Genomic DNA, 25,536 nt, shown 5'->3' with positions numbered 1-25,536 from the left:
ACTTTCCCCCTCTCCCCGTTGGGGAGAGGGTAGGGGTGAGGGGTCTTCTACGCTCCGCAATCGTGCTCCCCCTCACCGACCCGCTTCACGGGCCACCTCTCCCCGACGGGGAGAGGGAAGTAAAGTCAGGCGTAACAGGACCAACGGTGACCAATGGCTGAAGTAAACCTGGAAAGCGTCGTCAAGCGGTTCGGCGATGTCGAAGTTGTCCGGGGAATCGACCTCAAGATCGCGAACGAGGAGTTCGTCGCGCTGGTCGGCCCGTCGGGGTGCGGCAAGTCGACGACGCTGCGGATGATCGCCGGCCTGGAGGAGGTCACCGACGGCGTGATCAGCATTGGCGGGCGCGACGTCACCGATGTCGCGCCGAAGGATCGCGACATCGCCATGGTGTTCCAGAGCTACGCGCTCTACCCGCACATGACGGTGAAGGAGAACATGTCGTTCGGCCTGCGCCAGCAGCGCACGCCGCGCGACGTCATCGAGCAGCGCGTGAGCGAGGCGGCGCGCATCCTCAACATCGAGGAATTGCTGTCGCGCAAGCCGAAGCAGCTTTCCGGCGGCCAGCGCCAGCGCGTCGCCATGGGCCGCGCCATCGTGCGCCAGCCCAAGGTGTTCCTGTTCGACGAGCCGCTGTCGAACCTCGATGCCCAGCTTCGGGTGCAGATGCGCACCGAGATCAAGCGGCTGCGCCAGAAGGTGCGCACCACCACGGTCTATGTCACCCACGACCAGGTCGAGGCGCTCACCCTGGCCGACCGCATCGTGGTGATGAACAAGGGGCGGATCGAGCAGATCGGCACGCCGCACGATCTCTACCACGCACCGGCGACGCAGTTCGTGGCCGGCTTCATCGGCTCACCCTCGATGAATTTCCTCCCCTTCGAGATGAAGGCGGAAGGCGATGGGCTTGTCATGCAACTGGGGCAGGGGCTGGTGCTGCCGGTCCCGGCCGAGCGCCGGGCGCGCTATGCCGGCCTTGCCGGACGCGGCGACCTGCTGCTTGGCCTTCGCCCCGAGCATTTCTCCGCGGCGCGCGAGCCGCTGCCGCCGGGCGAGGCGGCGTTCGATACCGTCATCAGCATCGTCGAGCCGGTGGGGCTGGAATCCTTCGTCTATTTCCGCATGGCCGACACCGAGATCTGCGCGCGCCTGCCGCCGGACAGCGGCGCGCAGGAGGGCCGGCCGATGCGCCTCGCCGCGGATTTGAACCAGATGCATGTCATCGATACCCGGACCGGCCTGGTCGTGAGCTGACAGAGCGGAGAGCATCGCGTGACCGCCGCCATCCGCATCGCCTGCCTGGGGCTCGTGTTCGATCGCCATGCCGAGGCGATGATCCGCCGCTGCGCCCCGGCGAATTTCGAATTGTCCTTCGCCGAGCGGCCGGAAGACATGACCGAAGCGACGCTCACCGAAAGCGACGTGCTGCTCGTCACCGCCCCGGTCACCGACGCGATGATGCGGCGCGCGCCGCGCCTGCGCTTCATCCAGAAATGGGGCACCGGCTATGAGAAGATCGATGTCGCCGCGGCCGAGCGGCATGGCATCACGGTCGCCATCACCGCCGGCGTCAATGCCGACACTATCGGCGAGCACGCGATCGCGCTGATGCTCGCCACGCTGCGGCGCATTCCGCTGGCCGACCGCGCCTTGCGTGAGTGCCGCTGGATCTCCGGAGATATCCGGCCCGTCGGGCAGCGGCTCTATGGCAAGACGGTGGGCATCATCGGTTTCGGCAATATCGGCCGCGCCGTCGCCCGCCAGCTGCGCGGCTTCGACGGCACCGTGCTCTATTACAAGCGCGGCGGCGCGGTGGCTGAGGAGCTGGCGCATGGCGCCAGCTTCGCGACGTTCGATGAGTTGCTGGGGCGTAGCGACCTCATCACGCTGCATTGCCCCGGCGGCGGCGCCAATGTCGGCATGATCGATCGTGCCGCGATCGCCCGGATGAAGCCGGGCGCGACGCTCATCAATGTCGCGCGCGGCGATCTCGTGGTGGAGACGGACCTGGTCGCGGCGCTTGCCAGCGGCCGGCTCGCCGGCGCCGGCCTCGATGTGTTCAGCGAGGAGCCGCTGCGCCCGGATTCGCCGTTGCGCGCGCTCGACAATGTCGTCCTCACCCCGCATTCGGCGGGCAGCCTGATGGACGACGTACCGATCATGGCCGGCCATTCCTTCGATAACATAGCGGCGTTCCTGCGTGGCGAACCGATCCGGCCGCGCGACCTGATCGTGGCCCCGGCCGCGCCGCGGGCGCCGTCACGCTGAACTGAAGCCAATCGAGAGGGGCAAGACGATGATATTGGATGATCTGCAGGGCGCGCGCGTCCTGGTGACGGGCGCCAGCTCCGGCATCGGCGCGGCGGTGGCCAAGGGCTTCGCCGCGCACGGCGCCAAGGTGGCGGTGCATTATTTCCGCGGCGAGGCTGCGGCCACGGCGCTGGTCGACGAGATCGAGGCCGCCGGCCAGGACGCCGTGCTGGTGTCGGGCGACGTCAGCAAGCCCGATGCGGCGCGGGCGATGGTGGAGCAGGCGATCGCCCGCCTCGGCGGGCTGGACATCCTCGTCAACAATGCCGGCGGCCTCACCGACCTGGTTCCGCTCAGCAAGTATGACGACGACGCCTATGACCGGATGATGGACCTCAATGTGCGCTCCATCCTGGCGGTGACGCATGCCGCCTTGCCGGCCTTGAGGGCGTCGGGCAGGGGCTCCGTCATCAACACCGGCTCGGTCGCCGGCCGCAATGGCGGGCGCGCCGGCTCGTCGATCTATGCCGCGGCCAAGGCGGCGGTGCACGCGCTGAGCAAGGGCATGGCGATGGAGTTCGCCGCCGACAATATTCGCGTCAACGCCATCGCCCCCGGCCTCATCCTCACCCCGTTCCATGAGGGCACGCCGCGCGAGCGGCTGGACAGCGTGAAGGCCAGCGTGCCGCTGAACCGGCTCGGCCTCGCCGAGGACCTGGTCGGCTCGTATCTGTTCCTCGGCTCGACGCAGATGAGCGGCTACATCACCGGTGCGATCATCGACGTGAATGGCGGCCGGCTGATGCCGTGAGGCATGGCCTTGCCCCTCGCCCCATTGGGGAGAGGGCAGGGGTGAGGGGTCTGCGCGGCTCCGCGGATGGTGCGCCCCCTCACCGACCCGCTTCGCGGGCCACCTCTCCCCATCGGGGAGAGGGAATGGAGACGGTCGGAGAAGCCTTGACGGCCCTCAAACCCGAGCGCGCTCGTCGCGCCTTGCGAGGCGCGCCAGCAGGTAATCGACTTCCGCCCGCGCCGTCGCGGTGAGCGCCGCTGCCGGCTTGCGCTGGGCATCGGAGGCGATGAAGCCACGGCGCATCATCACATATTTGCGCACCGCGAGGCCGACACCCGGCTGCTGCTCATAGCGCAGCAAGGGCAGATGGGCGTCGAACAGATCATGCGCCTCGTCACGCCGCCCGGCCTTCTGCAGCCGCACGAGATCGGCGAGCATCTCCGGGAAGGCATAGCCGGTCATTGCGCCATCGGCGCCGCGCTCCATCTCGAAATCGAGGAACAGCCCGCCATTGCCGGTGAGGATCGAGAGCGGGCGCAGCGTGCCTTCCTTCTGGAAGCCGCGCAGCGTCGAGATCTTCTCCAGGCCGGGCCAATCCTCGTGCTTCAGCATCACGCAGGAGGCATGCTCCTCGACGATCTGGCGGATCACCTTCGGCGTCATCTGCACCGTCAGCGTCAGCGGATAATCCTGGATGACGAAGGGGATGTCGGGGCCGATGGCCTCCACCGCCTGTCGGTAATAGCCGATGATCTGGTCGTCGGTGCGCAGCGAGGGCGGCGGCGCGATCATCACCCCGGCGGCGCCGCGCTCCATCACCGCGAGGGTGAGCGAGCGCATCGCCGCGAAGCCCGGAGCGGAGACGCCGACAATCACCGGCAGCTTCGCCATGCCCTCGATGAAGCGCTCGGTGACGGCGATGGATTCCTCAAGCTCCAGCTTCGGCGCCTCGCCCATGATGCCGAGCACGGTGACGCCGGTAGCACCTGCCGCCAGATAGCGCTCGATCAGCGTGTCGACCGAGGCGTCGTCGATCCGCCCGTCCGGCGTGAACGGCGTCGGCGCGATCGGGAACAGACCGGAGGCATTGGCATCGAGCAGCATTGGGCACATCTCCATCGGCACACGAGCAAAAACTAGCGCCCGTGGGCCTATGGCGCTGTCGCCCAACCGACAAGGGGTGATCGGACACTGGACCCGTGAATGCACAACCTCATCCTGAGGTGCGAGCGCAGCGAGCCTCGAAGGATGTTCAAGCAGAGGGCCATCGGGGACTGGCATCCTTCGAGGCCCGGCTTTCGCCGGGCACCTCAGGATGAGGTGGTTCCAGGTCGAGGGATGACTGTCAGCCCCTCACGAGAACCGCGCCATGCGCTCCATGCTCGGGCGGCGCTCGCCGCGGCCGACCAGCGCTGCGTGCGGCACCGAATTCTCGCTCGGGATGAACAGCCTACGGCCCTCGCGCCGGATGTCGCCGGCCTTCTCCAGGCACACGAGCAGCGTGGTGACGCTCTGGCGCGAGGCGCCGATCATCTCGGCGATCTCCTGGTGGGTGAAGCGGCCGTCGATCTCGACCTCGTCGCCATGATCGATGCCGTAGAGCCGGCCGAGATGCCGGAGCGCCATCGAGATACGGCGCTCCACCGTGGTCTCGGCAAGGATCTGGATCACCTTCTTGAGCTGCTCCGCCTTGAACTCCGAGATGGAGAGCACGCAGCGCAAGGCATGCGGGGAACGCTCGGTGAGCTCGACCAGTTGCTCGCGGCCGATCCACAGCACGCGGCTGTCCACCAGAGCCTGCGCCGACCAGCAATGATTGCCGGCCCAGCGGGTGCAGCCATGGGCGCCGACCAGCATGCCCTCGCGGCAATAGGAGGTGGTGAGCGAGCCGCCATTGTCCTGGATGTAATGCACCTTCACGGCGCCGCGCAGGATAATGAACAGGCTCTCCGAAGGATCACCCTGTACGTAAAGCACCTGGTTCTTCGCGAAGCACTTGGCGACGGACCGCGTCATCAGGAAGTTGCGATCCGCCTCGTTCAGCATCTCCATGAAGCGCGGATAGGTGGATGCGCCTCGATAGTCGGCCTCGACCTTGGCGTCATGGGCCGGATCGACCCGGTCGGAGACCTTGTAGCCTACAGGACTTGTTTCCATTTGGCGGTTTCCTCGGCCAGATTATGGCTCTTGTATCAGGTGGTCGCGCCCGAATTGATCGAATCGCGCCGTCCTTGAACGTCAGTCTGCGGTGCAGATGCTGAGCGCCCTTCCTCCGGCATTCAGCTTAGGTCGAGGTGCGGGCACTCCGCAAGCAAGCTTGTCGACACTTAACCCATAGGCACGGCAACCCAGGCGCGCTTCAGTATTCCGGCTTGGCGCCGATCTGCTGCGAGATGATGGTGGCGGTCTGCTTGAGCGCGGTCACCAGGGTCTCGATCTGCCCGTCATGGAAGCGGAACGCCGGGATCTGGAAGCCGACGCTGCCGACCACCTCGCCATGCGGGCCGAAGAACGGCACCGCCATGCCGATCGAATTCAGCGTGCGGTGCGAGCGCGACAGCGAGTAGCCGTCGCGCACGATCTCCTCCAGCGCGGCGCGGATTTCGCTCTCGTCGAGTGCCTCGCCCCTGATGTTGCGCGCGGTACTGCCGGAGACCGCGGCATCGATCTCCTCCGGGCGCAGATAGGCGAGCAGTGCCCGCCCCGAGGCGCCCCACACCAGCGGATCGCGCCGGTTCAGCTCGACGATGTAGCGCATCGGATCCTGCGGCGAGGCGGCGAGCGCCGTGTACATGCGCAATTGCCGCCGCTCGAGGATGGTCAGCATCGAGGTTTCGTTGAACTGCCGGGTCAGGGCCGCGAGCAGCGGCTCGGCGATCGCGGCGAACGGCATCTTTGAACTTAGCCGGCCAACGATACGGTAGAGCTCCATGCCCGCCGCGAAGCTGCCTTTCTCGGTCTGCAGCGCGAACTCCAACTCCGCGAGCTTGCGCAGCATGCGGTGCGTACTGCTGACCGGCCATCCGAGAAGCGTCGCCGCCTGCTTCGCCGTCAGATGCGGATAGTCCGACAGCAGGCTGACGAGCTTCAGGACGCGATTGATAGCCCCGATTTCATTCATGGCGGCACGCTAACCGAGTGAAATGGCTGTCACAACGCGCTCCGCGTGAATTTACATATCTATCAAGAACGGGTTTGACCGCCGTTTCAAGCACTGCCATATTCCGCTGAATTAGACAAGAAACTCACTCAGTGAGATTTACAAGCGGGAGGACAAGCCGCGTCGGCCGTATCGGCGGACGTCGACGCTGCTTGCTGGCGAGGTAAATGGAAACAAAAGAGAAGAACATCGTCCTTGGCTCCGGCAAGTACCGTTATGAGCCGCAAGACAATTGGCTGAACCTGCCGTCGCATGTCGAGCTTGGTGAAGTCGCGGCCGTTGCGGTGGACGACCGGGACCGTGTCTATGTCTTCAATCGCGGCGAGCATCCGATGGTGGTGCTGGACCGGGACGGAAATTTTCTGTCGTCCTGGGGGCATGATCTGTTCGGCAAGGCCCACGGCCTGCATATCGGGCCGGACCAGAGCATCTATTGCACCGATGAGGGCACCCACACGGTGTGCAAGTGCACGCTGGACGGCAAGCTGCTGATGCGCATCGGCACGCCGAACCAGCCGGCAGCGCGCATGAGCGGCAAGCCGTTCAACCGCTGCACCCACACGGCGCTGGCCCCGAACGGCGACATCTATGTCTCCGACGGCTATGGCAACGCTGCGGTCCACAAATACAACCCGGACGGCAAGCTGCTGTTCTCGTGGGGCACGTCCGGCTCGGGCCGGGGCGAGTTCAATCTGCCGCACAACATTCATTGCGACGCCGACGGCTTCGTCCATGTCGCCGACCGCGAGAACCACCGCATCCAGATCTTCGACGGCAATGGCCGTTACGAGACGCAGTGGAACAATCTGCATCGCCCGAGCGCGCTCTACATGAGTTCGGGCCCGTGCCCGCTCTGCTTTGTCGGCGAGATCGGGCCCTATATGAGCCACATCCGCGACAATCCGAATCTCGGCCCGCGCATCAGCATCCTGTCCAAGGGCGAAGTGGTCGGCCGCCTGAACAGCCATAACGGCCCCGGCTCCGGCCTCGGCCAGTTCACCTCGCCCCATGGCATCGCGGTGGATTCGCGCGGCGACCTCTATGTCGGCGAGGTCACCACCTCCTCCTGGCCCTCGCTCTTCCCCGGCCGGCCATTGCCGAAACCGCTGAACTCGCTGCGCAAATTGCGCCGGCTGCCGGAGGAATAGCGACATGGAAACGCTTGAAGAGAAGGTCGTGCTCGGCTCCGGCGCGTACCGCTACGAGCCGGTCGCGGACTGGGTGAAGGTGCCCGAGGGCTGGACGCTCGGCGAGGTGCCCTCCGTCGCCATCGACGACCAGGACCGCGTCTATGTCTTCAACCGGGGCGCCCGGCCGCTGATGGTGTTCGACCGCGACGGCAACTTCCTCGACAGCTGGGGCGAGGAGCTTTTCACCCGTCCGCACGGCCTGCATATCGGCCCCGACCAGGCGATCTACTGCACCGACGAGGGCACGCATACGGTTTCCAAATGCACGCTCGACGGCAAGCTGCTGCTGCGCCTCGGCACGCCGGACCAGCCGGCGCCGCGCATGAGCAACCGGCCGTTCAACCGCTGCACCCACACCGCGCTGGCGCCGAACGGCGACATCTATGTCTCCGACGGCTACGGCAATGCCGCGATCCACAAATTCAGCCCCGACGGCAAGTTCCTGTTCTCGTGGGGCACGGCGGGGTCCGACCCCGGCGAGTTCAACCTGCCGCACAAGATCGCCTGCGATGACGATGGCTGGGTCTATGTCGTCGACCGCGAGAACCATCGCATCCAGGTGTTCGACGGCAATGGGCGCTACGAGACGCAGTGGAACAACCTGCATCGGCCCAACGGCATGTACATGGTGGGGCGCAAGGATCCGCTGTTCTTCATCGGCGAGCTGCCGCCGCATCTCTCCCACAATCGCGATTATCCCAATCTCGGCCCGCGCATCAGCATCCTGTCGGATGGCAAGCTGGTCGGCCGGCTGAACAGCAATGGCGGGCCGGGCAATGATGCCGGCCAGTTCACCTCGCCGCACGGCGTCGCCGTCGATTCCCGCGGCGACATCTATGTCGGGCAAGTCACCACCACGACCTGGCCGCTGCTGTTCCCGGGACAGCAGGCGCCGGAAAAGCCGAACATGATCCAGAAGCTGCGCCGCATCCCCGGATAATCAAGCAGCCGTGCCGACAATAAAACTCGATAAAATAACCGGAGGAAACCAATGAAAAGAGCCGTACTTCTCACGCTCGCCGGCCTGTTTGCCTTGACAGGTTCGCTGTCGGCCGAGACCTTCCCGCAGAAGGGCCGCCCGATCACCATGATCGTGCCGTCCACCGCCGGCGGCGGCACCGACACCGCGGCGCGCCTGATCGCGCCGCTGATGGAAAAGGACCTCGGCGTCCCGGTCGAGATCGTCAACAAGCCCGGCGCCTCGATGCAGATCGGCCTCTCTTATGTCGCGGCCGCCAAGCCCGACGGCCATACGCTGATCTGGTCGGTGCTGCCAACCGCAGCCAGCGTCTATCTCGATACCGAGCGCAAGTCGCCGTTCCAGCGCAACAGCCTGGCGCCGATCGGCATGTATTACGGCGCGCCGTTCGGCATCGTCGTGCTCGCCAGCAGCCCCTACAAGACGCTGAAGGATCTGGTCGAGGCCGCCAAGGCCACTCCCGGCAAGCTCAAAGGCGGCACCAGCGGCTTCATGGCGACCGGGCATTTCGCGCTGCTCGCTCTGGAGCAGGGCACCGGCACCAAGTTCGCCACCGTGAACTTCCAGGGCGGCGGGCCGCAGCTCACCGCGCTGCTCGGCGGTCACACCGACATGTCGGTCAATTCCATCGGCGAGGTGGTCACCCATCACAAGGCCGGCACCGTCCGCGTGCTGGCCGTCATGGGCGACAAGCGCGCCGAATTGCTGCCGGACGTGCCGACCACCGCCGAGGCGGGCTTTCCGAATGTCGAGCCGATCGGCTCCGACATTGGGCTTTCGGCACCGGCCGGCACCTCGCCGGAGATCATCAACCGCCTGTCGGAATCACTGAAGAAGGGCATGCAGGATCCGGCTCTCAAGGATCGCATGATCGAGGTCGGCAACACGCTGACCTATCTCGATCCGAAGGACTATGCGGTGTTCTGGGACAAGGTCGATGCCCGCTTCAAGCCGCTGATCGAGGCCGCGCGCAAGCAGGGTCAGTAAGGCGCGGTCCGTTCGTCGCTCCTATTTCCCTCTCCCCGAGGGGGAGAGGTGGCCCGCGTAGCGGGTCGGTGAGGGGGCGCACGATTGGGGGGCCGCGAAGGCCCCTCACCCCAACCCTCTCCCCGACGGGGAGAGGGGGAAGACAGCCGCTCTCCCAAGCCAAGCCCTTCCGCCCCAAGCCCTTTGGGCAGGATCATGACCCAGCGAAATATCTACCAGATCACCGCTTTGGTGATCCTGCTGCCGAGCGTGTGGCTGACCTTCCGCGCGCTCGACCTGCACTACTACACGTCCATGGGGCCGGGCCCGGGCTTCTTCCCGTTCTGGCTGGCGCTGATCCTCAGCATCCTCGCCGCGCTGATGCTGGTGCAGGCGACCCTGAGCACCTCGGCCGCGGATCGCGTGACCATTGCCGCGGACAGCTATCCCGATGCTGCCGGGTGGTCGCGCCTCGTCGCGGTCCTGGTGGCGTTGGGCGCCACCGCCTTCCTGCTGGAGCGGATCGGCTTTGGCCTGACCATGTTCGCGATGAATGTCGTCGTGCTCTGGGCGCTCGGGACGCGCAGCATCTTCACCATCCTGTGGGTGTCGATCCTCGGCAGCTTCGGCATCGAGTACGCCTTCACGCACTGGCTGAACGTGCCGCTGCCGGCCGACGACCTCTCGGCGCTGTGTCCCCTGAGCCTGTGCGGAGAGTAGAGGGTGGATACCTTAGTCCTGTTGTTCGGCGGCTTCGTCGACGTCCTTCAGCCCGGCAACCTCGCTTATGCGCTGCTCGGCTGCGTGCTCGGCACCCTGATCGGCATCTTGCCCGGCATCGGCCCGGCGGCGGGGACGGCGATCCTCATCCCGGTCACCGCGGCGCTCGATCCCACCGGCTCCATCATCATGCTGGCCGCCATCTACTATGGCGCCATGTATGGCGGCACCATCACCTCGGTGCTGATCAACACGCCGGGTGAAGCGGCCTCGGCGGTCACCTGCCTCGACGGCTATGCCATGGCCAAGGTCGGGCGCGCCGGCCCGGCCCTGGCGGTCGCCGCCATCGGTTCCTTCATCGGCGGCACCATCGCCACCGTCGGCCTGGTCTTCCTGGCGCTGCCCTTGACGCGCCTTGCCTTGACCTTCGGGCCGCCGGAGATCTTCTCGCTGCTGCTGATCGGCCTGGTGCTGGTCACCGCACTCGCCAGCCAGTCGGTGATCCGCGCCATGATCGCGGCGGTCGCCGGACTGTTCCTGGCGCAGGTCGGTATCGATCCGGTCATGGGCATGGAGCGCTTCACCTTCGCCCGGCCGGAATTGATGGACGGTCTGCCGATCGTGCCGGTGGTGATGGGCCTGTTCGGCATCGCCGAAATCCTCACCAGCATCGAGCGGCCGCTGACCAGCATGTTCGCGCCGGTGGTCGGCTCGCTCTATCTGTCGAAGGAGGACGTGCGCCGCTCCACCGGCCCGGTGTTCCGCGGCACTGCGATCGGCTTCTTCCTCGGGCTCGTGCCCGGGCTCGGCTCGATGATCCCGGCTTTCCTCTCGTATGCCGTGGAGAAGCGCGTCTCGAAGCACCCGGAGCGGTTCGGCCAGGGCGCCATCGAGGGCGTGGCAGGGCCGGAGACGGCGAACAACGCCTATGCCAATGCCGCGCTGATCCCGTTGTTCACGCTCGGCATTCCCGGCTCGCCGACCACCGCGATCCTGATGGGCGCATTGATGATGAACGGGCTGGTGCCGGGGCCGACACTGTTCGCCGAGCATTCGGAGTTCGTCTGGACCATCATTGCCAGCCTGGTGGTCGGCAACATCATCCTGCTGGTCCTCAATCTGCCGCTGATCCCGCTCTGGGTGGCGATGCTGCGCATCCCCTATGCGATCCTCGTCGTCATCGTCCTGGCGTTCTGCGTGGTCGGTGCCTACAGCCTCAACAACCAGCCCTTCGATATCGCGGTGATGCTGGCCTTCGGCGTCGTCGGCTACCTGATGCGCAAGGTGGACCTGCCGACCGCGCCCTTGATCCTCACGCTGATCCTCGGCCCGCTGCTGGAGCGTGCCCTGCGCCAGTCGCTGGAGATGTCGGGCGGCGATTTCATGATCTTCCTGAGCCGCCCGCTCTCGCTCACGCTGCTCATCCTTGCCGTGGTGGTGCTGCTCTCGTCCTCGCTGACCATGTTCCGGCGCGTGAAGGTCGACAGCGAAGTCTGAATTCTCATCAATCGAAAGACGCGGAGGAAGCCTTGGATCTGGAGCTCAACGGCAAGGTGGCGATCGTCACGGGCGGCAGCGAGGGCATCGGCCGCGCCGCTGCCGAGCGTCTCGCCGCGGAAGGCTGCAATGTCATCATCGCCGGGCGCCGCGCCGATGTCCTCGCCGCCGCGGCGAGCGAGATCACGGCGCACGGCAAGGGAACGGTGCTGCCGGTCGCCGGCGACATCGGCGAGGAGGGCGCGGTGCAGCGGCTGGTCGATGCCGCGGTGTCGCGCTTCGGCCGCCTCGACATCCTCGTCAACAATGCCGGCACCTCGCTGGCCAAGCCGTTCGCCAGCACCACGCGGGCTGACTGGGACACCGATTTCGGCGTCAAGGTCTGGGCGGCGATGGAACTGATCCAGGCCGCCATACCGGAGATGCGCAAGCAGGGCGGCGGGCGCATCATCAATGTGACCAGCATTGCCGGCCGCACCCCCGCCGCCAATTCGCTGCCGACCTCGGTGGCGCGGGCCGCTGGCATCGCGCTCACCAAGGCGCTGTCCAAGGATCTCGCGGCCGACAACATCCTCGTCAACACGGTGTGCATCGGCTTCATCAAGAGCGGGCAGCACGAGCGGCGCTATGCCAGGCAGGGGCTCAGTGTCGGCGACCGCCCGCTGGACGACATCTATGCCGAAGAAGCCAAACGCCGTGGCGTGCCGCTCGGCCGGGTCGGCGAGGCCCGTGAGGCCGGCGATGTCATCACCTTCCTCGCCTCCGCCCGCGCCAGCTATCTCACGGGGATTGCCATCAATATCGACGGCGGGACATCGCCGGTGCTGTGAGGGCGATCAATAGCCACGTCATCCTGAGGTGCCGCCGCAGGCGGCCTCGAAGGATGTTGAAGCAGAGGGCGTTCATCGGGAGTGGGCATCCTTCGAAGCGGCTTCGCGGCACCTCAGGATGACGTGGTGAGTTTTTGAGTCCGCCCCGCCTTATGTCGCCCACGCGACAATCGGCTGGAGCGGATCGGGTAGTTTCGGGCGCCAAAGCTGATGCCATGCCGGCGCCCGGTGGAGGCCAATCATGACCGACGTGCCGATCCAGCAGGCCCAGCAGCAGGCTGTGGCGACGCCACGCCGAAGGAAGCGTTTCGACGCATTTCCTTACATGCTGATCGCCCCGATCGTCCTGCTGCTGGCCGCGATCACCGTCTATCCCACCTTCAAGGCGGTCTATCTCGCCATGACCGACGCGTCGCTGCTGCGGCTGCAGCGCGCCGCCTTCATCGGCTTCCTGAATTTCAAGCGCATGCTGTCCGACCAGGTGTTCCTGGACGGGCTGTGGCGCACGCTGCGCTGGGACCTTGCGGTGGTCTCGCTGGAACTGGCGGTGGCATTGCCGATCGCGCTGTTCCTCAACCTCAATTTCCGCGGCCGCGGCTTCGTGCGGGCGGCGATGATGGTGCCCTACATCACCCCGCCGGCCGTGGTCGGGCTGATGTTCCTCTACATGTTCGACGGCAATTTCGGCGTCGTGAACGACCTGCTGGTCCGCGCCGGCATGCTCGACCGCTCCATCGCATGGATGAGCAGCCCGATGGCGAGCTTCTGGATCGTGGTTGCCGCCATGGTCTGGTACGGCACGCCACTGATGGCGCTGATCCTGCTCGCCGCGCTGCAGACCATCCCCGCCGAGCTCTATGAGGCGGCGCAGGTCGACGGCGCGAGCCGCTGGTCGCAATTCCTCAACATCACCATCCCGCACATCCTGCCCACGATCCTCTTCCTCGTGCTGCTGCGCATGATCTGGATGTCCAACCACATCGACATGATCTTCGTGATGACCGGCGGCGGTCCCGGCTTCAGCAACCATACCGAGGCGGTCTACAGCTTCATGCTCACCAACCAGTTCCAGATCGGCTACGCCTCGGCCATCGCCGTGGTGCTGGCGGCGATGCTGATGTTCGTCTCCGCCTTCTATGTGCGCCACCTCGCGCGCAACGTCCTGGCGAACGCATCATGAGCCGCACCGCGCGCAAATCCGCCGCGCCGCGCCGCGCTCTGGTCGGGCTGGGTGCGTTCGTCATCCTGTTCTATTCGCTGGCGCCGATCATCTGGATCTTCATCGCCTCGATCACGCCGGAGCTGAAGGCCGACTTCGATCGCGCCTGGCTCAGCAACCGGCAGGTGACCTATCTGCCGGCCGAGCCGACGCTGTCCAACTATGTCGCGCTGTTCGACGTCGTTCCGTTCGGCATCTATTTCCGCAACAGCACCATCATCGCCACCGGCAACATGCTGCTGACGCTGGTGATCGCGAGCCTCGGCGCCTACGGCTTCGTGCGCTTCCGCTTCTTCGGCCGCAGCTCCTTCCTGGTGGCGACGCTGGTCGCCTACACCATCCCGAGCGTGGTGCTGCTGGTGCCGCTCCTGGTGATCTTCCGCACCTATGGGCTGAACAACACCCATCTCGGCATGATCCTGGCCGAGGCGACGCATTCGGCGCCGTTCGTGCTGCTGCTGCTTATCAACTACTTCTCGACGCTGCCGCGCGATCTCGACGAGGCGGCCCAGATGGACGGCTGCAGCCGGCTGAAGGTGCTGTGGCGGATCATCCTGCCGCTGTCGCTGCCGGGCCTCGTGGCCGGCGGCCTGCTCGCCTTCATCATGACCTGGAACAACTTCCTGTTCGCCTTCCTCCTGACCTCGACCACCGAGGTGAAGACGCTGCCGGTGATCATGCGCCAGTTCGCCCTCGGCGAGCCGGCGGTGTGGGGCATCAGCGCCGCCGGCGCCATCGTCAGCACCTTGCCGGTGGCGCTGATCTTCCTGCTGTTCCAGCGCATGCTGATGAGCGGCCTCGCCGCCGGCGCCGTCAAAGGATAGGACGATGCCTTTCCCACATCCGGAGCTATTGCGATGAAAGCCCCGCGCATCGTCCTGCTGCATGCCACCCCGGTGGCGATCGATCCGATCCACGAAGCGTTCGCGCGCGGCTGGCCGGAGGCCGATCTCGCCAATCTGCTCGACGACGCGCTCTCGCCGGATCGGGCCCGCACCCCCGATCTGACCGAGGAGATGATCGATCGCTTCGTCGCGCTCGCCCATTATGGCCACCGCATCGGTGCCGACGGCCTGCTCGTCACCTGCTCGGCCTTCGGCCCGGCGATCGAGCGTGCCGCCGCCGAACTGCCGATCCCGGTGCTGAAGCCGAACGAGGCGATGTTCGCGCAAGCGCTGTCCCATGGCGAGCGGATCGGCATGCTCGCCACCTTCGCGCCCGCCGTTGTCACGATGGAGGACGAGTTCGTGGAAGCTGCCGCGCGGCTGCGCCCTTCCGCCACCCTAACCACCGTGCTGGTGCCCGACGCCATGGACCGGCTGCGCAAGGGCGACGCCGACACCCATAACCGCCTGGTCTCCGAATATGCCTCGCAACTCGGCCACATGGACGCGGTGATGCTGGCGCATTTCTCCACCTCGCGCGCAGCGGAGCGGGTGCGTGCCCGCATCGCCGCGCCGGTGCTGACCTCGCCCGACGCGGCGGTCGTGCGCATGCGCGAGATGGTGACGGGCGTCGTGCCCGTCCTGTCGGCCATGGTCTATCCCTGAAACATCGCAGCCCCGCACGACATCGCCGGCGACAAGACAAGCAGAGGCCCCCGTTGAGGAAGTACAGCGCCCATATCGGCTATCTATTCTCCGAGATCCCGCTGCTGGAGCGCTTCGCCGCGGCCCGGCGGGGCGGCTTCGCTGCCGTCGAGCACCCCGCACCCTATGCGGCGCCCCCGGCCGAGGTGGCGCGGCAGCTCAGGGAAACCGGGCTCACCTTCGTGCAGATGGGGCTGGCCTCGGGTGATGCGGCACGCGGCGAGAAGGGCTTCGCCGCATTGCCGGATCGCGTCGACACGTTCCGCGAGAGCGTCGGCAAGGGGCTCGATTATGCCGAGGCGATCGGCTGCAAGGCGGTGCACGCCATGGCCGGAGTGCGCCCCGACGGCGTCGATCACGATCGCCTCTGGGACACCTATCTGGAGAACATGGCGATGGCGGCGGACGCGGCGGCCTCGCGCGGCATGCGCATCCTGATCGAGCCGATCGGCCCCGGCTCGCTGCCGAATTATTTCATGGACGATTCCGCGCTCGGCGTGCGCGCCGTCGAGGCGCTGGGGCGCGACAATGTCCGGCTGATCTTCGACGCCTTCCACGCCACCAATGCCGGCGAAGACCCCGTGCCCTTCGTGCGCGCCCATGCCGGGCTGATCCACCACATGCACATCGCCGATCACCCCGGCCGCCACGAGCCGGGCACCGGCACCATCGATTTCGATGCGCTCTATGCGGCTCTTGAGGAGACCGGATTCACCGGCTTCATCGGCTGCGAATACGTGCCGGCCGGCAATACCGAAGCCGGGCTCGGCTGGCTGGGCCGCCATCGCGCCGGCATATCGGCCTGAAGATCTGACGGAGAACGCCATCTCCATGGAGGAAGCATCATGACGAAACACGAGACGATCGGCCGGGATACTTCAGTCGCGCTCACCGCCACGCCGTCGAATTACCAGAACTTCATCGACGGCAACTTCGTCGCTTCCAGCGGCGCGACCATCGAGGTCACCAATCCGGCGGACGGCACGCTGCTCGGCCTGATCCCGAACAGCGACGCCGACACCGTGGCAAGCGCGGTGAAGGCCGCGCGGCGCGCCCAGCCGGCATGGGAGAAGCTGCCGGCGATCGAGCGGGCGACGCATCTGCGCGCCATCTCCGCCAAGGTGCGCGAGCATCGCCGCGACCTCGCCGAGATCCTGGTGCGCGAGCAGGGCAAGATCGCCTCGCTGGCGCAGATCGAAGTCGATTTCACCGCCGACTATATCGACTACATGGCCGAATGGGCGCGCCGACTCGAAGGCGAGGTGCTGAGCAGCGACCGCGCCGACGAGACCATCCTCCTGCTGCGCAAGCCGATCGGCGTCGTTGCCGGCATCCTGCCGTGGAACTTCCCGTTCTTCCTGATCGCCCGCAAGCTGGCGCCGGCGCTGATCACCGGCAACACCATCGTCATCAAGCCGAGCGAGGAGACGCCGATCAACGCCTTCGCCTTCGCCCAGCTGGTGGCCGAGACCGACCTGCCGGCCGGCGTGTTCAACCTGATCGGCGGGCGCGGCACGACTGCCGGCGAAGCGTTGGTGACCAATCCCGGCATCGACCTCATCTCCTTCACTGGCAGCGTCGCCACCGGCTCGCACATCATGCAGGCGGCAGGGCGCAACCTCACCCGCGTCAATCTGGAGCTTGGCGGCAAGGCGCCGGCGATCGTGCTGGCCGATGCCGATCTCGATCTGGCGGCGAAGGCGATCTACGATTCCCGGGTCATCAATACCGGGCAGGTCTGCAATTGCGCCGAGCGCGTCTATGTCGAAGAGAGCGTGCATGACGCCCTCGTCGCCCGCCTGAAGCCGCTGTTCGAGGCGACCCGTTACGGCGATCCGTCCAAGGAAGCGGACCTGCATATGGGCCCGCTGGTCAACAAGGCCGGCCTCGACAAGGTGGCGGCCGCGGTGGAGCGGGCCAAGGCGGAGGGCGCTACCATCGTCACCGGCGGCGCCATCGCCGATCGTGCGTCGGGCTTCCACTACCAGCCGACGCTGATCACCGGCGCCCGCGCCGACATGGACATCATGCGACGCGAAACCTTTGGTCCGGTGCTGCCGATCCAGAAGGTGAAGGACCTCGACGAGGCGATCGCCCTCTCCAATGATTCCGACTACGGGCTGACCTCCTCGATCTTCACCTCGAACCTGAACTCGGCGATCAAGGCCAGCCGCGAATTGAAGTTCGGCGAGACCTACATCAACCGCGAGCACTTCGAGGCGATGCAGGGCTTCCATGCCGGGCGCCGCAAGTCCGGCATCGGCGGCGCCGACGGCAAGCACGGCCTCTACGAGTTCACCGAGACGCAGATGGTCTATATCCGGACGTGAGGGCGGGCCTGTAGTTCACCCATCGCACCGTCATCCCGGGGCTTGTCCCGGGGATCCACGTCCGGGACGAGCGAGCAACCGTGGATGGCTGGGACAAGCCCGGCCATGACGACGGAAATGAGCCAACTGACCAGGACTTCTCCCTCTCCCCGTCGGGGAGAGGGGTGGGGTGAGGGGCCTGCTTGCTCCCCAGCCGTGCTCCCCCTCACCGACCCGCTACGCGGGCCACCTCTCCCCGACGGGGAGAGGGGAGTCAGGTTCACCCGGTATTCTCGATCAGCGCCGCCACCCGCCTTATGTGGCCGCGCATCAGCGACTCCGCGAGGTCGGCGTCGCGGGCCTGCATGGCGCGGCAGATCTGCCAGTGGTCGCGCGAATGCGCTCTGCCCTCCGGCACGCGGATGTGCGTGCTCCAGCGATACAGACGGATCAGGTCATAAAGCTCGCCGCTCAGCGACTGCCGGATCTTGCTGTTGCCGCAAGCATTGACGATGGCTTCGTGGAAATTGAACGGGTAATCCGTGTCGACCAGCGAGTAATTGTCGGGGCCCTTCGCGAGTTCGACGGCGGCCATGAGCTCGGCGAGCGCGGCGTCGCTCATCTTCAGCGTGGCGAGCCGGCAGGCCATGCCCTCCAGGCACTCGCGCAGCTCATAGATCTCGCGGATCTGTGCGAAATCCAGCCTCACCACCCGCGCCCGCTGGTAGGGCTCGCGCGTGATCAGCTTGCGGCCCTGGAGCTGGCGCACCGCCTCGCGCACCGGGCCGCGGCTGATGCCGAATTGCTTCGCCAGGTCGGTCTCGTTGACGATGTCGCCCGGAAGCAATTCCCCGCCGCGGATCAGGCCGATGATCTTGGCCATCGCCACGGATGACAGCGTGTCGTCCTCTACCGACGGCACCGCTTCACTCAATTCGAGCTGATCATTACCTAGGGTCATCTATCCCACGCAAGATGAGTGCGCCTGGCGGCCTCTGTTCCCGAACTTCCCGATAGTGTCAACTCTTTCGCAGGTGCAGCGTAGATAATATGCCGGTTTCCGAGAAAAGAGTTGACTCTTTTTCTGCCGCTCTCCGAATATGGGAAAAATGCCGTGACAAAAAGCCACGGATTGAGGGAGTGGAAGATGCTCAAGAAGGTTCCCAACGGGGAAATCCGCGTGCTTTCCGCCACCGGCGTCCTGGGCTCCGGTTTCCTCGAGAGCTCCTTCGAAAACGGGCTGAAACGCGACCCGCATTTCATCGCCTCCGATGCCGGCTCCACCGATCCGGGACCGGCGCCGCTCGGCTCCGGCAAGCCGTCGTTTCCCGCCCGCGCCATCAAGCGTGATCTGCGCCTCATGGTGCTCGGCGCGCAGCGCGCCGGCATCCCGCTGATCATCGGCTCGTGCGGCACCGCCGGCGGCGAGCCGCATCTGCAGTCGGTCTATACGATCCTGCAGGAGATTGCGGTGGAGGAGGGGCTGAGCTTCCCCGCTGCGCTGATCCATGCCGAGCAGGACAAGGCCTATCTCAAGGCCAAGCTGCGCGACGGCAAGATCCGCGCGCTGCATCCCGCACCCGAATTCGACGAGAACACCATCGAGCGCAGCGAACGCATCGTCGGCATGATGGGCGCCGAACCTATCCTCGCGGCGATCGAGGGCGGCGCCCAGGTGGTGCTGGCGGGGCGCTCCAGCGACACCGCCATCTTCGCCGGGCTGCCGACGAGTTTCGGCTTTCCCGAGGGGCTGTCCTGGCACGCCGCCAAGATCCTCGAATGCGGTGCGGCGGCGGCCACCTTCCGCAAGAACCCGGATTGCATCATGGCCTCGATCAGCCATGACAGCTTCGTCATCGAGCCGCTCGATCCGGAATTGCGCTGCACGCCGCAGAGCATCGCCGCGCACAGCCTCTATGAGAACACCGATCCCTATCTGATCATCGAGTCGTCCGGCACCATCGATCTGCGCGACGCCCAGTATGAGGCGGTCGATGATCGCTCGGTGCGGGTGCGCGGCAGCGCCTTCCGGCACGCCGACACCTATACGGTCAAGCTGGAGGGCGCCGAACTCGTCGGCTACCAGTCGCTGGTGCTGGGCTCGGTGCGCGATCCCTTCATCATCCGCCAGATCGACGACTGGCTGCGGCGGCTCGACGAGAAGGTGCGCGGCCGCATCAAGGAACTCTATGGCAACACGGTCAGCGACAATGCCATCACGCTGAACGTCCATGTCTACGGCAAGAACGGCACCATGGGCGATCTGGAGCCGATCAAGGACGCGACGCCGCACGAGATCTGCCTGCTGTTCCTCGTCACCGCGCCGACGCAGGACATCGCCAGCGCCATCGCCTCGGTCACGCGGCACCAGGCGCTGCATTTGCCGATCCCGGAGTGGAGCGGGCTGATCACCGGCATCGCCTGCCCCTTCAGCCCGGCCTATCTCGATCGCGGGCCGGTCTATCGCTTCAACGTCAATCACGTCGTCGAAGTCGATGATCCGCTCGAGATGTTCAACATCGAGCATGTTCAGGTGAATTGAGTATCGGGTGAAATTGAGCGATTTGAATTGGGGTTTCCATGACCAAGCTTGCCGATCTCGCCAGCCTGATCCGCAGCAAGAACGCCGGGCCGTTCAGCCTGACCATCGACATCATGTTCGACAATCCCGAAACCTACAAAAGAGTGAAGGATTCCGGGAAGATTTCGGCGAAGACCGTGGCCGGAATCTACGGCCTGTCCGAGAACAACGTGCAGTTCTTCTTCGTCGACAACGCACTTGCCGTCAAAGCCTCCATCCCGCGACCGGCGACCCAGGGCGATTTGGGTGATGCCGACAGTCACGGGGGGCAGCAATACGCACCACTGATGGAGATCGACATCTGAACTGAACGGGTTCGGGCGAGCGCCAAAAAAGAGCGCCGCCTGCTTAGGAGGAAACGATGGATAGACGCCAATTCATGATCGGCGCCGGCGGCCTCGGCCTGCTCGCGTCGACCGGATCCGCCGCATTCGGCCAGGCCGCGGCGGCCAAGCTCCCGGATTATTACCCGCAGGATTACGGCAAGATCATCGAGGGCTCGAAGGCCGAGAAGAACCTGCTGATCTATTCGAACATGTCGGTGGACATGTGGGCCGGGGTGATGGCGCGCTACAAGGCGCTCTATCCCTGGATGGACGTGCAGACGCTCGACCTGGAAAGCAGCGAGGTCATCGAGCGCTTCCTCGCCGAGCGCGGCACCGGCAGCAAGACCGCCGACCTGCTCGCGACCGTGGCGCCGGATTCCTGGATCAACGCCGTCCAGCGCAACGAGCTGGTCGACTACAAGTCCCCGGAAATCCCCTATGTGCCGGCCTGGAGCCTGCCTTATCCCGGGCTCTACACCATCGCCATCGATCCGATGCTGTTCATCTGGAACAAGATGCTGCTGCCGGAGAACATGGTGCCCAAGGGCTTCCAGGACCTTGCCGAGAAGTGCAAGGCCAACCCGGCGATCTTCAAGGGCAAGATGAGCTGCTACGGCGCCCAGTTCGGCTCGTTTGGCTATACCTCGGCCTATTCCTTCATCAAGCATCATGGCGAGAAGGGCTGGGAGTGGCTCGACACCGTGGGGCCGATGACGCGGGTGGAGCGTTCCTCCGGGCCCATGGTCGAGAAGACGCTGACTGGAGAGTACGTGTTCGGCTACCTCACCGGCTCGGGCAATCCGTGGCTTGCGGTCCGCAACGCGCAGCGTGCCAAGGTGCTCGGCTGGAGCTTCATCTCCGACGGCACGCCGGTGATGATGCGCGGCTCGGCTATCCCGAAATCCTCCAATAGCCCGAACGCCGCCAAGCTCTGGCTCGACGTGATGATCTCGCATCAAGGCCAGATCGGCATGGCCAAGGGCGGGCGCACGCCCTACCGGCTCGACGTCTCGCCGGAGGAGGTCGACGGCGCCTACACCTATCAGACCGTCATCAAGGCGATCGGCGAGAAGAACGTGATCCCGGTCAACTATAACCCGGACATGATCACCGACCACGACGCCTTCCTGAAGCGCTGGATGCAGGCCTACAAGCTTTAGGCGACGACCCGGGCCGGCGCGGCTCCGCACGCGCCGGCCCCGACCGCCCATGCCGGATGCCCGGCGCGGGACCAGTCCTCACGATCGGGATCGTCGTCGCTGCCCATGGCCATCGTCCAGGATTTCGCGCCGCCCGGCGCCTTGCCGGGCTACATCACCAATCCCAGGCAGATCACCCGCTCGACGGTGATCTACTGGTCGGTGTTCCTCGTCACCCTCGTGCTGGTGGTGGCGCCGGTCCTGCCGATCATCTACCAGTCCTTCATCGACCGGCCGCTCTATGACCGCGGCCAGATCCTGACGCTGCAGAACTACAAGGACCTGTTCGCCAGCGAGCAGCTCCGCAAGGTGCTGTTCAACTCCTTCGTCTTCGCTTCCATCACCACGCTGATCGCGCAGACGCTCGGCGCGTTCTTCGCGGTGCTGATCGGGCGCACCGACCTGCCGTGCCGCGGCTTCTTCGGCAGCATGCTGCTATGGCCGCTCTTCATCTCCCACCTCGTGCTCGCCTTCGGCTGGTTCCTCGCCTATGGCTCGGCCGGGTTCGTGACGCTGTTCGTGAAGAGCTTCCTCGGCGCCGACCCGTGGACGCTCTATTCGCTCACCGGCATGTCGATCATCGCCGGCATCTCGCAGGTGCCGCTGGCGCTGCTTTATTGCCTCGGCTCCTCGGCGCTGGCCGATCCCTCGCTGGAGGATGCCGCGCGCTCCTGCGGGGCGAAGCCGCTGCGCACGCTGTGGTCGATCACCTTGCCGCTGCTGCTGCCTTCCATCCTCTATGGCGGCGTGCTGAACTTCACCGCGGCGCTGGAGATGCTCTCCATCCCGCTGATCTTCGGCGAGCCGGCCGGCATCAGCTTCTTCACCACCTTCCTGTTCACGCAGGGGCTATCCACGCCGAAACCGAATTACGGACTGGTGGGCACGGCGGCAGTGCTGCTGCTGGTCATCGTCATGCTGCTGGTGTTCCTGCAGGGCCGCATGCTGCGCAACTCGCGGCGCTTCGTCACCGTCGGCGGCAAGGCGACCCGCCCGCGCCCGTTCAAGCTCGGCAAGCTGCGCTGGGTCGCTTTCGCGCTGGTCGGCAGCTATGTGCTGCTGTTCATCATCTTCCCGATCGGCGTGCTGGGACTCAGGGCCTGCGTGAACTTCCTCACGCCTATGATCCCGTTCTGGGAACTGCTGACCCCGGAGCATTTCGAAGAGGTGTTCTCGCTGGAGATCACGCGCCGCGCCATTGTGAACACCATCATCGTCAGCATCGGCGGGGCGGCGCTCGCGACCTGCTTCGTCGCGCTGATCTCGCTCATCGTACACCGCTCGGACTTCCGGCTGCGCCGCCAGCTCGAATATCTCGCGCTGTTCCCGCGGGCGCTGCCGGGGCTGATTGCCGGCATCGGCTTCTTCTATGCCGCAGTGTTCCTGCCGCCGCTGGGCTGGATGCGCAACACGCTGTGGATCCTCGTGATCGCCTACACGATGCGCTACATCCCCACCGGTTTCGGCGCGCTCTCGCCCTCGCTGATGCAGATCGGCCCGGACCTCGACCGCAGCGCCCGCGTCATGGGTGCCGACTGGTGGACCTCGGTGCGCGTCGTCATCCTCAAGCTGATGACGCCGGCGCTGTTCACCTGCTTCACTTTGCTCTTTGTCTATTTCTTCAAGGAATACTCCACGGCGCTGTTCCTGTTCGCGCCGGGAACGGAAGTCATCGGCACCGCACTGATCCAGTTCTGGGTGCAGGGCGAGATGGGACGAGTCGCGGCGCTGTCCTTCGTGCAGATCATCTTCACCGTCGTCTTCATCGCCGCCATGCGCCGCGCATTCGGGGTCAAGATCTATGGTTGAGCTCGTCGTCCAGAACCTCACCAAGCGCTTCGGCCTCGTCACCGCGGTCGACAATGTCAGCTTCCACATTGCCGACGGCGAATTCCTCACGCTGCTCGGCCCGAGCGGTTGCGGGAAATCGACCACGCTCGCCGCGGTGGCCGGGCTCGATGTGCCGGACCAGGGGCTGATCCGCGCCGGCGACCGGGTGTTCTTCGACAGCGCGAAGGGCCAGGTGCTGCCGGCGGAAGCGCGCAATTGCGGGCTGGTGTTCCAGTCCTACGCGCTCTGGCCGCACATGACGGTGCAGCAGAACCTCGCCTTCCCGCTGAAGCTCCGGAAGATCCGCTCCAAGGAGCGGAGCGCGCGCATCGCCGAAGCCCTGGCGCTGGTGGAGATGGCGGACTATGCCGACCGCTACCCGCACCAGCTCTCCGGCGGCCAGCAGCAGCGTGTCGCGCTGGCCCGCACGCTGGTCTATCAGCCGCTGGTGCTGCTGCTCGACGAGCCGCTCTCCAATCTCGACGCCAAGCTGCGCGAGCGGGCGCGGACCTGGCTCGATCACCTGCACCAGAAGGTGCGGCTCACCACGCTCTATGTCACCCACGACCAGATCGAGGCGCTGGCGCTTTCCGACCGTATCGCGGTGATGAATGGCGGGCGCATCGTCCAGCTCGGTACGCCGCGCGAAATCTACGAGCACCCGGCCGATCCGTTCGTCGCCGACTTTATCGGCACCAGCAATTTCTTTTCCGGAGCGGTCGTCGCCGCGGATGCGGCGCGCACCGCCTTGGTGCGGCTCGACGGCGGCGCCGAGATGCGCACCGTGCTGCCGCGCGATCTCGCGCCCGGCGCGCGGGTGACGGTGGCGATCCGCCCGGAGAAGCTGGAACTTACCACCTCCCCCGACCATGCACCCGGCGAGGAGGGCGTGGTGCTGCCCGCCAGCGTCACAACGCGCAGCTACATAGGCGGGCGCTGGCAATACCAGCTCACTGTGGGCGGCGTGGTGGTGAAGGTCGAATCCCCGGCCGACTATGACCAGGCCCAGCTCTGGCTGCATGTCCCGACCGCCGGCTCGGTGGTCTTCCCGGCGAGCGAGGCCCGCCGCGACCCTGTTCCTTCTCCCGGCCTAGCCGCCGCTTAGGATTCATCCATGCGCATTGCGTTGCTCGACGATTACCAGAACGTCGCCCTGTCCTGCGCCCCGTGGGGCAATCTCCCGCCGGAATGCCAGGTGGTGGCATTCGCCGACCACGAGAAGGACGAGGACCGGCTCGTCGCCCGGCTCGCCGATTTCGACGCGGTCGGCCGGGTGCGCGAGCGCACCCTGTTCCCGCGCCGCGTGCTGGAGCGGCTGCCGCGGCTGAAGCTGCTGCTGGCGACCGGGCTGCGCAACGATCGCTCGATCGATCTGCCCGCGGCCGCCGATCTCGGCATCACCGTGTGCAGCACCACCTCCCATTCCTTCCCGACGGTGGAAGTGACCTGGGCGATGATCCTCTCGCTGTTCCGCGGCATCCATCACGAGGTCGCCTCGGTCCGCAATGGCGGCTGGCAGGTGCAACTCGGCTCCGCGGTACGCGGCAAGACGCTCGGCATTCTCGGGCTCGGCACCATGGGCATTCCGGTGGCGCAAGTCGGCCAGGCCTTCGGCATGAAGCTGATCGCCTGGAGCCCCAACCTCACCCAGCACCGCGCCGGCCCGCACGGCGTCGAGGCTGTGAGCAAGGAAGAGCTCTTCGCGCGCTCCGACGCGATCACCATCCACATGCCGGAGAGCGAGCGCTCGGTCGGCGTGGTCGGCGCGCCGGAGATCGCGCGCATGAAGAAGAGCGCCTTCCTCATCAACACCTCGCGCATGCCGCTGATCGACGAGGACGCGATGATCGCGGCGCTGCGCGCCGGGCGCATCGGTGGTGCCGGGCTCGATGTCTATAATGACGAGCCGCTGCCGCGCGACCACCCCTATCGCCATCTGCCGAACGTGCTGGCAACGCCGCACATCGGCTACGTGATCCGCGAGAATTACGAGCTCTATTACGGCGAGACCGTCGAGAACATCCAGGCATTCCTGGCCGGGCGCCCGATCCGAGTGCTCGGTCCGGACGGCAAAATCAGAACATGAGGTGACGCC

At 65.9% G+C, this 25,536-nt stretch carries 24 protein-coding genes; 20 read left to right on the top strand and 4 right to left on the bottom strand.

Features of this window, described 5'->3' with window-relative positions; translation table 11 throughout:
• The first annotated feature begins 153 nt into the window (after positions 1-153).
• From ugpC to G3545_RS11125, 3 genes are read left to right on the top strand one after another with little or no spacing between them, the layout of a single operon-like run.
• A complete protein-coding gene (gene ugpC, locus G3545_RS11135) occupies positions 154-1,257 on the top strand; it encodes a sn-glycerol-3-phosphate ABC transporter ATP-binding protein UgpC (RefSeq protein ID WP_170012525.1) in 1,104 nt (367 codons plus the stop codon).
• 18 nt (positions 1,258-1,275) lie between these two features.
• Entirely contained in the window at positions 1,276-2,271 is a 996-nt protein-coding gene (locus G3545_RS11130) for an NAD(P)-dependent oxidoreductase (RefSeq protein ID WP_170012523.1), read from the top strand.
• Positions 2,272-2,299: 28 nt separating this feature from the next.
• Positions 2,300-3,064, top strand: coding sequence for an SDR family NAD(P)-dependent oxidoreductase (locus G3545_RS11125; protein WP_206151415.1), 765 nt, complete (start codon positions 2,300-2,302; stop codon positions 3,062-3,064).
• A 156-nt stretch (positions 3,065-3,220) separates the two neighbouring features.
• Here G3545_RS11125 and G3545_RS11120 read toward each other — a convergent pair whose 3' ends face one another.
• The 3 genes from G3545_RS11120 to G3545_RS11110 all read right to left on the bottom strand — a co-directional run bounded on the left by G3545_RS11120 (position 3,221) and on the right by G3545_RS11110 (position 6,167).
• On the bottom strand, positions 3,221-4,150 hold the full coding sequence (locus G3545_RS11120; protein ID WP_170012521.1) for a dihydrodipicolinate synthase family protein: 930 nt from the start codon (positions 4,148-4,150) through the stop codon (positions 3,221-3,223).
• A 249-nt stretch (positions 4,151-4,399) separates the two neighbouring features.
• Positions 4,400-5,203, bottom strand: a complete 804-nt coding sequence (locus tag G3545_RS11115) for a Crp/Fnr family transcriptional regulator (RefSeq protein WP_170012519.1) — start codon at positions 5,201-5,203, stop codon at positions 4,400-4,402.
• Between the two features lie 202 nt (positions 5,204-5,405).
• Positions 5,406-6,167, bottom strand: a complete 762-nt coding sequence (locus G3545_RS11110; RefSeq protein ID WP_170012517.1) for an IclR family transcriptional regulator C-terminal domain-containing protein — start codon at positions 6,165-6,167, stop codon at positions 5,406-5,408.
• A gap of 206 nt (positions 6,168-6,373) precedes the next feature.
• On the opposite strand from G3545_RS11110, the gene G3545_RS11105 reads away from it, so the two are divergent.
• The 11 genes from G3545_RS11105 to aldA all read left to right on the top strand — a co-directional run bounded on the left by G3545_RS11105 (position 6,374) and on the right by aldA (position 17,526).
• The gene (locus G3545_RS11105) at positions 6,374-7,354 is read left to right on the top strand and encodes a peptidyl-alpha-hydroxyglycine alpha-amidating lyase family protein (protein WP_170012515.1); all 981 of its coding nucleotides are present in this window, start codon (positions 6,374-6,376) and stop codon (positions 7,352-7,354) included.
• A gap of 4 nt (positions 7,355-7,358) precedes the next feature.
• Positions 7,359-8,336 (top strand): peptidyl-alpha-hydroxyglycine alpha-amidating lyase family protein, encoded by a 978-nt coding sequence (locus tag G3545_RS11100; protein WP_170012513.1) that lies wholly within the window; start codon positions 7,359-7,361, stop codon positions 8,334-8,336.
• Positions 8,337-8,387: 51 nt separating this feature from the next.
• A complete protein-coding gene (locus G3545_RS11095) occupies positions 8,388-9,362 on the top strand; it encodes a tripartite tricarboxylate transporter substrate binding protein (RefSeq protein WP_170012511.1) in 975 nt (324 codons plus the stop codon).
• A gap of 195 nt (positions 9,363-9,557) precedes the next feature.
• Positions 9,558-10,061, top strand: coding sequence for a tripartite tricarboxylate transporter TctB family protein (locus G3545_RS11090; protein WP_170012508.1), 504 nt, complete (start codon positions 9,558-9,560; stop codon positions 10,059-10,061).
• 3 nt (positions 10,062-10,064) lie between these two features.
• On the top strand, positions 10,065-11,558 hold the full coding sequence (locus tag G3545_RS11085) for a tripartite tricarboxylate transporter permease (RefSeq protein ID WP_170012506.1): 1,494 nt from the start codon (positions 10,065-10,067) through the stop codon (positions 11,556-11,558).
• 32 nt (positions 11,559-11,590) lie between these two features.
• Positions 11,591-12,388 (top strand): SDR family NAD(P)-dependent oxidoreductase, encoded by a 798-nt coding sequence (locus G3545_RS11080; RefSeq protein ID WP_170012504.1) that lies wholly within the window; start codon positions 11,591-11,593, stop codon positions 12,386-12,388.
• A 241-nt stretch (positions 12,389-12,629) separates the two neighbouring features.
• Positions 12,630-13,568, top strand: coding sequence for a sugar ABC transporter permease (locus G3545_RS11075; RefSeq protein WP_170012502.1), 939 nt, complete (start codon positions 12,630-12,632; stop codon positions 13,566-13,568).
• Complete coding sequence (locus G3545_RS11070; protein ID WP_170012500.1) at positions 13,565-14,431, top strand: carbohydrate ABC transporter permease; 867 nt, start codon at positions 13,565-13,567, stop codon at positions 14,429-14,431. Before G3545_RS11075 ends, G3545_RS11070 begins: the two co-directional genes overlap by 4 nt.
• A 33-nt stretch (positions 14,432-14,464) precedes the next feature.
• Positions 14,465-15,157, top strand: coding sequence for an aspartate/glutamate racemase family protein (locus G3545_RS11065; protein ID WP_170012498.1), 693 nt, complete (start codon positions 14,465-14,467; stop codon positions 15,155-15,157).
• A gap of 53 nt (positions 15,158-15,210) precedes the next feature.
• Positions 15,211-16,002, top strand: coding sequence for a TIM barrel protein (locus G3545_RS11060; protein ID WP_170012496.1), 792 nt, complete (start codon positions 15,211-15,213; stop codon positions 16,000-16,002).
• Positions 16,003-16,041: 39 nt separating this feature from the next.
• Positions 16,042-17,526, top strand: coding sequence for an aldehyde dehydrogenase (gene aldA / locus G3545_RS11055; RefSeq protein WP_170012494.1), 1,485 nt, complete (start codon positions 16,042-16,044; stop codon positions 17,524-17,526).
• 259 nt (positions 17,527-17,785) lie between these two features.
• On the opposite strand, the gene G3545_RS11050 is transcribed toward aldA, so the two are convergent.
• Positions 17,786-18,466 carry a GntR family transcriptional regulator gene (locus G3545_RS11050; protein WP_170012492.1) on the bottom strand — a complete coding sequence of 227 codons (681 nt, stop codon included), beginning with the start codon at positions 18,464-18,466 and terminating at the stop codon, positions 17,786-17,788.
• Positions 18,467-18,652: 186 nt separating this feature from the next.
• Between G3545_RS11050 and G3545_RS11045 the strand changes: the two genes are divergently transcribed.
• The 6 genes from G3545_RS11045 (at position 18,653) to G3545_RS11020 (ending at position 25,527) form a co-directional block, all read left to right on the top strand.
• Positions 18,653-20,047, top strand: coding sequence for an acyclic terpene utilization AtuA family protein (locus G3545_RS11045; RefSeq protein WP_170012490.1), 1,395 nt, complete (start codon positions 18,653-18,655; stop codon positions 20,045-20,047).
• 38 nt (positions 20,048-20,085) lie between these two features.
• Positions 20,086-20,391, top strand: a complete 306-nt coding sequence (locus G3545_RS11040; protein ID WP_170012488.1) for a DUF4387 domain-containing protein — start codon at positions 20,086-20,088, stop codon at positions 20,389-20,391.
• A 56-nt stretch (positions 20,392-20,447) separates the two neighbouring features.
• On the top strand, positions 20,448-21,572 hold the full coding sequence (locus tag G3545_RS11035; RefSeq protein ID WP_170012486.1) for an ABC transporter substrate-binding protein: 1,125 nt from the start codon (positions 20,448-20,450) through the stop codon (positions 21,570-21,572).
• A gap of 105 nt (positions 21,573-21,677) precedes the next feature.
• Entirely contained in the window at positions 21,678-23,420 is a 1,743-nt protein-coding gene (locus tag G3545_RS11030) for an iron ABC transporter permease (RefSeq protein WP_206151414.1), read from the top strand.
• Positions 23,413-24,546: an ABC transporter ATP-binding protein gene (locus G3545_RS11025; RefSeq protein WP_170012484.1), complete on the top strand. Its 1,134-nt coding sequence runs from the start codon at positions 23,413-23,415 to the stop codon at positions 24,544-24,546. The genes G3545_RS11030 and G3545_RS11025 overlap by 8 nt, the downstream gene beginning before the upstream one ends.
• A 9-nt stretch (positions 24,547-24,555) precedes the next feature.
• On the top strand, positions 24,556-25,527 hold the full coding sequence (locus G3545_RS11020; protein WP_170012482.1) for a D-2-hydroxyacid dehydrogenase family protein: 972 nt from the start codon (positions 24,556-24,558) through the stop codon (positions 25,525-25,527).
• The last annotated feature ends 9 nt before the right edge of the window (positions 25,528-25,536 follow it).

The sequence above is a fragment of the Starkeya sp. ORNL1 genome (genome assembly GCF_012971745.1).
Taxonomy (GTDB): domain Bacteria; phylum Pseudomonadota; class Alphaproteobacteria; order Rhizobiales; family Xanthobacteraceae; genus Ancylobacter.
Note: the sequence above shows the minus strand (reverse complement) of the source record. Positions and strands in the feature narration are given on the sequence as shown.